Source organism: Pseudomonas sp. NPDC087697, from assembly GCF_044743155.1.
Taxonomy (GTDB): Bacteria; Pseudomonadota; Gammaproteobacteria; order Pseudomonadales; family Pseudomonadaceae; genus Aquipseudomonas.
On sequence record NZ_JBIUVW010000012.1, the window covers coordinates 119,188 to 130,000 of the forward strand.

A 10,813-nucleotide genomic window follows, 5' to 3' on the forward strand; every position below is an offset into this window, starting at 1 on the left:
TTATTCTCCGTAGCGGGTATATACCCGCTTAAGTTCAGGCTTATGTTTGGAAAGGCCCGCCGCCTCAGGCGAGTTCATCCAGCAAGGCCAGCAAGGTTGCGCGCTTCTCCGCGCCCAGACGATCAATCAGCCGCTGTTGCGCCGCTTCCCAGGCCGGTAAGGCCGCTGCCAGGCGTTCGCGCCCGGCTTCGGTCAGCTGCACGATGCGATTGCGCTGGTCTTCACCCTCAACCATCATCACCAGCCCCTCCCCCTCCAACACCCGTAGATTGCGCCCCAGGGTACTGCGATCCAGGCCCATGGCTTCCGCCAGGGTCGAAATACTCGGTTGATCGAGACGCTGCAAATTGCACAGCAAGGAATACTGCGCAACGTTGATCCCGAAGCCGTCGAGGGCGCCGTCGTAGTGCCTGCTGACGCCACGAGCGGCGCGACGCAGGTTGGTGCATAAACATTGAGAGGCTAGCATGGTGCGTGTATATACCCGCGGTTAACCGAAAGCAAGTTTGATTATCAAACAACTGTAGGAGCTGCCGAAGGCTGCGATCTCTTGATTCTCAAAACAAAAAGATCGCAGCCTCCGGCAGCTCCTACGCAATCCCTTTAGATCAGCGCCATCCCAATCAACACTGCCACTTCCAGCAGCTCCAGCAACGCCCCTGCCGTATCGCCGGTGGTCCCACCCAGACGCTGCAGCATCACCTGCCGCAGCCAGAAGAACATCAGTGCCGCCAACACCAGCGCAACCACACCGCTCCAGCCACCCATCAGCACGCAGACCAGCGCACTGAGCAACAACACCTGCTGACCGGCCTTGCGCGGCAGATGATCGGCCAGTGCCTGTCCCAGGCCGCCGGCACGCACATACGGCGTGTTCAGAAACAACCCGAGCAACGCACTGCGGCCGATCACCGGTGCGAGGATCAAACCGACTATCGAGTGCTGATCGATCAACGCCAGTAACGCCGTGAACTTGAGCAACAGCACCAACACCAATGTCACCACCGCGATCGGCCCACTGCGCGGGTCTTTCATGATGATCAATGTACGTTCGCGATCGCCAAAACCGCCGAGCCAGGCATCGGCGCTGTCGGCCAGACCGTCGAGGTGCAAACCACCGCTGAGCACCACCCAGGCACTCAACAGCAATGCCGCATGCAGCAACGCTGGCGCACCGAGCAGCAGCCAGTTCAGCGCCCACAACAGCCCACCAAACAGCAGCCCCACCAACGGATAGAACAGCAGCGAGCGCCCAAGCTCTTGAGGCGCTGGCATACCCGGCAGACGAATCGGCAAGCTGCTCAAAAATTGCAGGGCGATCCAGAATGGCAGCATGTTCAGCCCTCCTCCCTGAGCACGGCATCCGCCTCGACGCGCAACGAAAACAGCGCGCCATGACCGACTTCAACGTTGAGCAACTGTTCACGCGGCAATCCACGCGCGCGGGCCAGCAACAAACGCATCACCCCGCCATGACTGATCAGCAGCACTCGCTCGCCGGCGTAGGCCTGATGCAAGCGCTCGACGGCCGCCAGCACCCGCACGGAAAACACGGTCACCGGCTCACCCTCCGGAGGCGTGAATCCGTAAGGGTCAGCCCAAAACGCTCCTAACGCTTCGGCGTCGGTTTCCATCAACGCTGCTGCACTCAGCCCTTCCCAGGCGCCGAAGTGCAGCTCTTGCAGGTTTTTATCCAGCTCGACCGGCAAGCCCAACCGCTCGGCCAGTTCCTCGGCGAAGCGCGCACAACGTTGCAGCGGCGAGCTGACCAAGCGATCCCACGGACCTTGGTCAATCACCGCCGCGCGCATCTGTTCCCAACCTTTGGCGGTCAGCGCGTCATCCAGGCTACCGCGCAAACCGCCCCCGAGTTCGGTTTCGCCGTGGCGCAGCAAATCCAGACGCAATGTCATGCCGGGCGATCGGCAACGGCCGCTTCAGCGAAAGTCGCCATTTGCCCGTGCAGGTCACAGGCCAGACGCAGCAACGGCACCGCCAGCGCCGCACCACTGCCCTCACCGAGTCGCAGGCCAAGATCCAGCAAAGGCTCGGCATTCAAGGTTTCCAGAACATGCCGATGACCCGGCTCCGCCCCGCGATGGCCGAACAGCAGCCACTCGCGGCACGCTGGATTCAGGCGCACTGCGACCAACGCTGCAACGCTGCAAATAAAGCCGTCGACCAGCACCGCCAAACCTTCCTGAGCGCAGGCCAGATACGCGCCGACCAATGCAGCGATTTCAAAACCACCGAGATTGAACAACGCCTGTAACACGTCACCGCGCTGAGCGGCATGCAACGTCAGAGCGCGTTCAATCACCTGGGCTTTATGGCTGACACCTGCCGCGTCCAGACCGGTGCCCGGCCCGGTCAGATGCGCCACCGGGCAATCGAGCAGTGCACAGGCCACGGCGCTGGCGGCGGTGGTATTGCCAATGCCCATCTCGCCGCCGATGAACAGCTCGGAACCCTCAGCAATCGCCCGCAACACACTGTCGCGGCCGGCCTGCAAGGCCTGCTCGCCCTGAGCTTGCGTCATTGCCGGGCCATGCACGAAGTTTGCAGTGCCCGGACCGATATGCAAATGACGTACGCCCCGCAGATTCAACGAAGGCGTGACAGTACCGAGGTCGACCACTTCCAGCCGCGCCTCAAGCTGCCGCGCCAACACACTGATCGCCGCGCCACCGCTGACAAAGTTGTGCAGCATCTGCCCGGTGACTTCCTGCGGGAACGCCGAAACACCTTCGGCGACCACCCCGTGATCACCGGCGAAAATCGCAATCCACAACTGATTCAGGCTCGGTTTGACCCGGCCTTGCAGCCCCGCCAATTGCACCGCCGCCGACTCCAGCTGCCCGAGAGAGCCTGCCGGTTTGGTCAGTTGCTGCTGCCGGGCCGCCGCTTGTTCATGGGCTTGCGCGTTGATCGGTTTGCACGGGTTCAGCCACCAGGAGTGAGTCATAACGCAGTTCCTTTCAAAGTCAGGGGCAGGCCGGCGACGGTCAATACGACACGCTGACAGCGCTCAGCCAGGGCTTGATGCAACCAACCGGCTTCATCGACATAGCGGCGAGTCAATTCGCCCAGCGGCACGACACCCAGACCGGTCTCGTTGCTGACAAAAACAATTTCCCCCGGCAGTGACGCCAGGCAATCCAACAGGGCTTCACGTTCATGTGCCAGACGTCCAGGATCTTCAAGCATCAACAGATTGGTCAGCCACAAGGTCAAACAATCCACTAGTAGGCAACGCTCGGCGCTGGCGGTTTCGCGCAGCACCCGGGCCAGTTCCAGTGGTTCTTCAATGAGCGCCCATTCAGGCGGACGACGCTCGCGGTGATGAGCCACACGGGCATTCATTTCGCCGTCCAGTGGCTGGCTGGTGGCGATGTACGTCACCGCCAGGCCGCTTTCGCTGGCAAGCTTTTCAGCCAGACGGCTTTTACCGGAACGGGCGCCGCCGAGGATCAGTTGCAACATGGTCATAAACCTTCAATTTAGCGGTGTAGTCACTTCAGTCTTCGCGAGCAAGCCCGCTCCCACACTGGATCGCATTCGTGCACACCTTCTGTGCTCACTGGAGATTTAATGTGGGAGAGGGCTTGCTCGCGAAGAGGCCATAACAGTGACCTATAACCCACAGAGTTCACGCAACAGCCCGGTATCCAAATGCTTCTCCACCAAATCCGCCAACCGCTCGATATCGCGCTCGCGCAAGGCGTGGTAATCGACTTCTTGCACGTTCTGCAAACCGGCCCAGCGCAACAACGCACTGCACGCGGCCGGGGATTCGAACAGGCCGTGCAAGTACGTGCCGAGCACCTGTCCATCAGCACTTTGTGCGCCGTCGCTACGACCGTCATCCAGCAGTACCGCGGCCTGCTCCAGAGCAACACCAGTGGTGACCCCGGCGTGAATTTCATAACCACTGACTTCGGCATTTTCCAGGGCCAGACGTCCGCGCACATTGCGTAGTTGTTTCTCTTCTTCGAGCACGGTTTCGAACGCCAGCAAACCAAGACCGGCACTGGAGCCCGCCGCACCTTCCAGCCCCAGCGGGTCATGCAATTGCTCGCCGAGCATTTGCAGACCACCGCAGATGCCGAGCAACTTGCCGCCGTAACGCAAGTGACGGGTGATGGCCGTGTCCCAGCCGTTGGCGCGCAGATAGACCAGGTCACTGCGCACACTTTTCGAGCCCGGCAGGATAATCAGGTCAGCAGGCGGAATCGGCTGACCCGGCCCGATGAATTGCAGATCGACCTGCGGATGCAGGCGCAGTGGATCGAAGTCGGTGTGGTTGCTGATACACGGCAGCACCGGCACCACCACTTTGAGCACCTGCTCGGCCTTATCGGTCTGGCGCTGATCGATGCCGTCTTCGGCTTCCAGGTGCAGGTCCATGACATACGGCAGCACGCCGATTACCGGTTTGCCGGTACGTTCCTCCAGCCAGTCGAGGCCCGGTTGCAGCAAGGCGATGTCGCCGCGAAAACGGTTGATGATGAAGCCTTTGACCCGCGCCTGCTCAGTGGCTGACAGCAGTTCCAGCGTGCCCACCAAGTGCGCGAATACCCCGCCGCGATTGATGTCGGCGATCAGCACTACCGGACAATCCACGGCTTCGGCGAAGCCCATGTTGGCAATGTCACCGGCGCGCAAATTGATCTCGGCGGGTGAACCCGCGCCTTCGACCATCACCAGCGGATAGGCGGCACTCAAGCGTTCATGGGAGGCCAACACCGCTTGCATCGCGATGGCTTTGTAGTCGTGATAGGCCACCGCGTTCATGGTGGTCACGGCGCGTCCGTGAATGATCACTTGCGCGCCGGTATCGCTGTTGGGTTTGAGCAGCACCGGGTTCATGTCGGTGTGCGGCTCAAGGTTGGCCGCTTGGGCCTGCACTGCTTGAGCGCGACCGATTTCGCCGCCGTCAGCGGTCACCGCGCTGTTGAGTGCCATGTTCTGCGGCTTGAACGGCACGACGCTGACGCCCTGACGGGTCAGCCAGCGGCATAACGCGGTTACCAGGGTACTTTTGCCGGCGTCCGAGGTGGTGCCTTGCACCATCAGCGTGGTCATGGGGTTTCCTTGGCGTAGGCTTCGAAAGCGTGCTCGAGACGCAGCCAATCGGCTTCATCGGCAGGCAAACCAAAACGCAGGCTGCTGTTATGGGTGAACAGCCGCAGCAAGATGCCCTGCCGGGCCATGAATTCATGCAGGTGTTCAGCACGCTCGGTGATCAACCACTGAAACAGGGCACAACCACCTTGTGGCTTGAAGCCGTGGCGCTCGAGGACTTCAGCCAGACGCTGACTTGCTTCTTCACTGCGCAAGCGTTGGCGCACGTGCCCTTGGGTGTCACGCAAACAGACCTGACCCAATACCCGAGTCGGTCCGCTGACCGCCCAAGGCCCGACCTGTTCGGCAAGCAGCTTGAGCAACTTGCGCTCAGCCAGCACGAAGCCCAATCGCACCCCGGCCAGACCGAAAAATTTGCCGAACGAACGCAAGACGATCAAACCAACCTGATTCGCATACGACGACAGGCTTAACTGCGGGGTGTTGTCCATGAACGCTTCGTCGACCACCAACCAGCCGCCGCGCTGTGCCAGTCGAGCATGCCAATCGAGCAAGCGTTCCGGGGTCAGGCTCAGGCCCGTGGGATTGTTCGGGTTAACCACCACCAGCACGTCGAGGCTATCGAGAAAGAAGTCGACTTCCTGCTCCAGCACTTCACGCACGATATAGCCGTTGCGACGCCAAGCCTCGGCATGCTCGGCATAACACGGTGAGAGCACGCCGACTTTGCCGGCGCGACGCAGGCGTGGCAACAACTGGATGGCCGCCTGCGAGCCGGCGACCGGCAACACCTGTGTGGCGCCGTAGTATTCGCGTGCGGCCTGCTCCAGGCCGTCATCGGTTTCCGGCAAGCGCGCCCAGGCTCGCAACGGGATGTTCGGGATCGCCCACGGCCAAGGTGCCAGACCACTGGACAGGTCGAGCCAATCGGCTTCGGCGATGCCGTAGTGCAACGCCGCCTTGCGCAAACGGCCGCCGTGCTCAAGCATAAAACTCGGCTCCCACACAGAGAATCAGCAGCCACAACCATACCCCGCGCTGAACCAATTGCCAGCCGCGGTCGATGGAGTTGGCGTCTGCTGGCACACCTTCACCCAACTGTGGACGCTGATGCAGTTCACCGTGATAGATCGCCGCGCCGCCCAACTCGACCCCAAGGGCGCCAGCGCCCGCGGCCATCACCGGCCCGGCATTCGGGCTATCCCAGGTCGGCCCCTGGGTGCGCCAGCATTTGAGTGCCAGGCGGGTTTTGCCCAGCAGCGCGTAGGTCAAAGCCACCAGACGCGCCGGGATGTAGTTGAGCACGTCGTCGATTTTCGCCGCCGCCCAGCCGAAACGTTCAAAGCGTTCGTTGCGATAACCCCACATGGCGTCCAAGGTATTGCTCAGACGATAGAGCACCACCCCCGGCGCCCCCGCGACGGCAAACCAGAACAGCGCGGCGAATACTGCATCGCTGCCGTTTTCCAGAACTGATTCGGTGGCGGCGCGGGCCACTTCGGTGGAGTCCAGCTCACTGGTCTGACGGCTGACCAGATAGCCGACACGCTTGCGTGCTTCTTCCAGATCATCGCTGCGCAGGGCCTGAGCCACTGGCTCGACATGTTCGCCGAGACTGCGCAGGCCAAGGGCGCAATACAACGCCAGGATCTCGACGATCCAGCCGATATAGGGCAGCCAGGAAAACGCCGTCACCAACAGGGTCAGCGGCAGCACCGCCATCACCCAGGCGGTGACGCCGTGACTGCGCCAGCCACGGCCGGCGGAGTTGAAACGTTGCTCGATACGATCGGCAAAACGGCCGAACGCCACCAGCGGATGCCAGCGCTTGGGCTCGCCCAGCAGCGCATCCAGCGCTACCCCGGCGACACTCAGCAACGCCACACTCATTGACTCACTCCCCAAAAATTTTCGTACAGCAGTTCATTCAGCGGACGCGCCTGCGCCCAGCCTTCAAGAACCAGCATCGGCGCCGGGTAAAATTCCTTTACCGGTCCCAGACACAACACCGCCAATGGTTTGGCCCCCGGCGGCAGGCCGAGCAGATCCGCCAATGCCTGCGGTTCGAACAACGAAACCCAGCCCATGCCCAGACCTTCGGCACGGGACGCCAGCCAAAGATTCTGGATCGCGCAGGACAACGATGCCATGTCCATTTCCGGCAAAGTCCGACGGCCAAAGATATGCCGCTCGCGATCATCCATCAGCGCGGCGACCAGCACTTCGGCGCAGTCGTTGATGCCTTCGACTTTCAGCTTCATGAATTCGTCGGAGCGTTCGCCCAGCGCTTCGGCGGTGCGCACCCGCTCCTCTTCCACCAATTGCTGGATCTTGCCGCGTAACGCCTGATCGCTGATGCGGATGAACCGCCAGGGCTGCATCAAACCGACACTCGGAGCCCGATGCGCCGCTTCGAGCAAACGCCGAAGCAGTTCGGGCTCGACGCTGCCGCCACTGAAGTGACGCATGTCGCGACGTTCGGCAATCGCACGATAAACCGCTTCGCGCTCGGCCTCGGAAAATGCGTTGTCTGTCATGGCCTCTTCGCGGGCAAGCCCGCCCCCACAGGGTTTAGGTCTGGCGCAAACAGCGCGGCGATCGCCGATGGATTGGACGGGAAATAGAAGTGCACATAAGAGGCCGTCATCCGCCCTTCACGGTAAACCGCTTCGGCACCACGCCCACCGTTGGGGCTCAGGCCACGGGCAATCGGCTCAAGCTCGGTGCTGGTCAACGAATGGTGGTACGTATGGCCACGCAGCGCGCCTTCGGGCAATTCGACCGCTTGCAAGGCCAACGCCGCCAGACGCTTCTGCATCACCGCATCACCGGCCAGCAGCCCCACCAACTCAGTGCGCATGCCGTCGACGTCGGTCAGTGAGTCGAGCAGATAAAGCATGCCGCCGCACTCAGCCAGCAACGGCTTGCCGGCAGCGTGGTGAGCGCGAATGGCGTCGAGCATTGTGGTGTTTTCAGCCAACGCCACATGGTGCAATTCCGGATAACCGCCGGGCAGATACAAGCTGTCAGCTTCTGGCAGTTCGCAGTCATGGATCGGCGAGAAGAATCGCAATTCGGCGCCCATCGCCCGCAGCAAGTCGAGGCTCGCGCCATACGTGAAGGCAAAAGCCTCGTCACGAGCGACGGCAATTCGCACACCCGCCAACAACGGCTCGGCAGCGATCACGTCAGGCGCGGCGAACTCGACAGCGGGCGGTAACGCCACTTCGCAGCTGCTGGCCAAGGCTTCGGCGGCGGCATCGAGACGCAGATCAAGGTCGTTCAACTCACTGGCTTGCACCAATCCAAGATGACGGCTCGGCAGTTCGATCCCGGTTTCCCGGGACAAGGCGCCATACCAGCGCAGGCCTTCGGTCAAGCTGCCTTCGAGCAATTGCGCGTGACGCAAGGTGCCGACGCGGTTGGCCAATACACCGGCAAACGGCAAGTCCGGCTGATACCGCGCCAGCCCCAACGCCAGCGCGCCGAAAGTCTGGGCCATGGCGGTGCCGTCGATCACGCCCAGCACCGGCACACCAAAATGCCGCGCCAGATCAGCGCTGGATGGTGTGCCATCGAACAAGCCCATCACGCCTTCGATCAAAATCAGGTCAGCCTCAGCCGCCGCTTCCCACAACAGCCGACGACTTTCCTGTTCGCCGACCATCCACATGTCCAACTGATAGACCGGCGCACCGCTGGCGCGTTCGAGAATCATCGGGTCAAGAAAGTCCGGGCCACACTTGAACACCCGAACCTTACGCCCCTGATTGCGATGCAAACGGGCCAGCGCGGCGGTAACGGTGGTCTTGCCCTGACCGGAAGCCGGTGCGGCAATCAATACCGCTGGGCAATAACGACTGCTATTCATATAAAGAGGCTCACAGCTCAACGCCTTTCTGCGCTTTGATACCGGCCTGAAATGCATGTTTGATCATGCCCATCTCGGTGACCGTGTCGGCCAACTCGATCATTTCCGGCTTGGCACCACGACCGGTGACGACCACGTGCTGCATCGGCGGACGCGCCTGCAAGTCGCTGAGCACCTGATCGAGGTCCAGATAGCCGTGTTTGAGCGCGATGTTCAGCTCATCGAGCACCACCAGGCCTACGCCTGAGTCACGCAGCAGTTCGCGGGAGACTTCCCACGCGGCCTCGGCGGCAGCGAGATCCCGCTGGCGATCCTGGGTTTCCCAGGTGAAACCTTCGCCCATCACATGGAAGCGCACTTGTTCAGGGAAGCGGCGGAAGAACAACTCCTCGCCGGTGCTGTTGCGCCCCTTGATGAACTGCACCACGCCGCACTGCATGCCGTGGCCCATCGCCCGGGCAAGCATACCGAACGCAGAACTGCTTTTGCCCTTGCCGTTGCCGGACAGAACCAGCAACAGACCGCATTCGTTCGGCGAATTGGCAATACGCTCATCGATCACGGCTTTCTTGCGCAGCATGCGCGCCAGATGGCGTTCGTCACGATCAGGGGAATCAGTCATGGGGGAGCTCTCCGTTGAGGCTGGATAACGGCGGGCAGGCATAGGAATAGACGGCAAGAAGCCTGGCATCGCCCACCGTGATGCCGCTGGATGGATCAGGCCGGTCTCCGGGCTCATGAGCGGCGGGATGGCCGAACTGCGCGCCTTCCCATATCGACCTTCGACACAGTGGCTCAAAGCGCAGTTTTTACTCATTTACCGTTGCGGGGGCAGCGCCGGGATCGTCGCCCGCTCTGTCAAAGAACGCGCCCTCACCGGCTTCCCTGTTTCACTCGGTTGACCACTGGGTCACAGAGCACCTGAAACAAGTCGCGAAGGTTAGAGGGTTGGGGGTGGAGCGTCAATTAAAGCCGGGGGCTCATCGATGGATAGAAACCGACCTCAATCAATAAACTGGCGCCAATCTTGTGCCACACTGAAAGCGGTGATATCAAAGAGCCACAACCTTACACTACAAGAACAAAGGGTGAGCAACATGCAAGGCATGATCATCGGTAACCCTAAGCTGGAATTCCTGCGCCCGGTACTGGAACGCTGGTTTGAGTGCATCGACCGTTACAACGCGGTACGCGGCGATAACGAAAGCCCCTACTGGTTTGACGAACGCGCCAACCTGAGCCTGCTTTCGGCAGCGGCGTGGATGGCAGAAATGGTCACCCTCGAACAGACTCCGACGAAAAAGCAGATCGAGGAAGGCGAGCGCAATAGCCGCGCCGATCTGTTTATCGCAAGTGGAGAAGAACGCGTCTATCTTCAGGCCACCCAACGCTGGCCGCGGGTCAACAACCTGAACCTCTCCCAGGCCCTGCTTGATGCGGCGAGCGATGCGAAAAAAATCAGCTACGCCAGTGACCTGAAACTCGGCTGCCTGTTCGTCGCACCACAGAAGGCCCAGCACAGTCCCACCCCGGAAGAGTTGCAGGACATGGTCGACGACCTGCAAAAGGAACACACCTGCGCCGTGGCCTGGTACTTCCCCTACGCGTACCGCAAATTGCACAACGAAGCCGGCAACTACCATCCGGGCATCGCACTATTGCTCAAAGAGGCACGCGGCTGATAACACGAGGAACAAAACGTCAAAAGATCGCAGCCTTCGGCAGCTCCTACGAGGTGTACATCATCCACTGTAGGAGCTGGCGTGTTGTGGTCGAATATTTTTGGACCATGATGTAGGAGCGTCGATTTAAGGAAGCATCATGGGATATCGGGTTGTTACGTCTGAGGAAAAAGCG

At 61.1% G+C, this 10,813-nt stretch carries 12 protein-coding genes and 1 riboswitch; of the genes, 1 reads left to right on the top strand and 11 read right to left on the bottom strand.

Features of this window, described 5'->3' with window-relative positions; translation table 11 throughout:
* Nucleotides 1-64: 64 nt before the first annotated feature.
* The 11 genes from ACIPIN_RS11855 to cobO all read right to left on the bottom strand — a co-directional run bounded on the left by ACIPIN_RS11855 (nt 65) and on the right by cobO (nt 9,578).
* A complete protein-coding gene (locus ACIPIN_RS11855) occupies nt 65-469 on the bottom strand; it encodes a MarR family winged helix-turn-helix transcriptional regulator (protein ID WP_401118648.1) in 405 nt (134 codons plus the stop codon).
* 134 nt (nt 470-603) lie between these two features.
* The gene (locus tag ACIPIN_RS11860; RefSeq protein ID WP_401118650.1) at nt 604-1,335 is read right to left on the bottom strand and encodes an adenosylcobinamide-GDP ribazoletransferase; all 732 of its coding nucleotides are present in this window, start codon (nt 1,333-1,335) and stop codon (nt 604-606) included.
* 2 nt (nt 1,336-1,337) lie between these two features.
* The gene (gene cobC, locus ACIPIN_RS11865; protein WP_401118653.1) at nt 1,338-1,913 is read right to left on the bottom strand and encodes an alpha-ribazole phosphatase family protein; all 576 of its coding nucleotides are present in this window, start codon (nt 1,911-1,913) and stop codon (nt 1,338-1,340) included.
* Complete coding sequence (cobT, locus tag ACIPIN_RS11870) at nt 1,910-2,965, bottom strand: nicotinate-nucleotide--dimethylbenzimidazole phosphoribosyltransferase (protein WP_401118655.1); 1,056 nt, start codon at nt 2,963-2,965, stop codon at nt 1,910-1,912. The genes cobC and cobT overlap by 4 nt, the downstream gene beginning before the upstream one ends.
* Nucleotides 2,962-3,483 (bottom strand): bifunctional adenosylcobinamide kinase/adenosylcobinamide-phosphate guanylyltransferase, encoded by a 522-nt coding sequence (gene cobU / locus ACIPIN_RS11875; protein WP_401118658.1) that lies wholly within the window; start codon nt 3,481-3,483, stop codon nt 2,962-2,964. Before cobU ends, cobT begins: the two co-directional genes overlap by 4 nt.
* 150 nt (nt 3,484-3,633) lie before the next feature.
* Nucleotides 3,634-5,085, bottom strand: a complete 1,452-nt coding sequence (locus tag ACIPIN_RS11880; protein ID WP_401118660.1) for a cobyric acid synthase — start codon at nt 5,083-5,085, stop codon at nt 3,634-3,636.
* Nucleotides 5,082-6,074, bottom strand: coding sequence for a threonine-phosphate decarboxylase CobD (gene cobD, locus ACIPIN_RS11885; RefSeq protein ID WP_401118662.1), 993 nt, complete (start codon nt 6,072-6,074; stop codon nt 5,082-5,084). The genes ACIPIN_RS11880 and cobD overlap by 4 nt, the downstream gene beginning before the upstream one ends.
* Nucleotides 6,067-6,975: an adenosylcobinamide-phosphate synthase CbiB gene (cbiB, locus tag ACIPIN_RS11890; protein ID WP_401118665.1), complete on the bottom strand. Its 909-nt coding sequence runs from the start codon at nt 6,973-6,975 to the stop codon at nt 6,067-6,069. The genes cobD and cbiB overlap by 8 nt, the downstream gene beginning before the upstream one ends.
* Nucleotides 6,972-7,622, bottom strand: coding sequence for a 5,6-dimethylbenzimidazole synthase (bluB, locus tag ACIPIN_RS11895; protein ID WP_401118668.1), 651 nt, complete (start codon nt 7,620-7,622; stop codon nt 6,972-6,974). The genes cbiB and bluB overlap by 4 nt, the downstream gene beginning before the upstream one ends.
* The gene (locus tag ACIPIN_RS11900) at nt 7,619-8,956 is read right to left on the bottom strand and encodes a cobyrinate a,c-diamide synthase (protein ID WP_401118671.1); all 1,338 of its coding nucleotides are present in this window, start codon (nt 8,954-8,956) and stop codon (nt 7,619-7,621) included. The genes bluB and ACIPIN_RS11900 overlap by 4 nt, the downstream gene beginning before the upstream one ends.
* A 10-nt stretch (nt 8,957-8,966) precedes the next feature.
* Complete coding sequence (cobO, locus tag ACIPIN_RS11905) at nt 8,967-9,578, bottom strand: cob(I)yrinic acid a,c-diamide adenosyltransferase (protein ID WP_401118673.1); 612 nt, start codon at nt 9,576-9,578, stop codon at nt 8,967-8,969.
* An 80-nt stretch (nt 9,579-9,658) separates the two neighbouring features.
* Nucleotides 9,659-9,896, bottom strand: a riboswitch (cobalamin riboswitch).
* 157 nt (nt 9,897-10,053) lie between these two features.
* Here cobO and ACIPIN_RS11910 point away from each other — a divergent pair.
* A complete protein-coding gene (locus tag ACIPIN_RS11910) occupies nt 10,054-10,638 on the top strand; it encodes a hypothetical protein (protein ID WP_401118676.1) in 585 nt (194 codons plus the stop codon).
* The last annotated feature ends 175 nt before the right edge of the window (nt 10,639-10,813 follow it).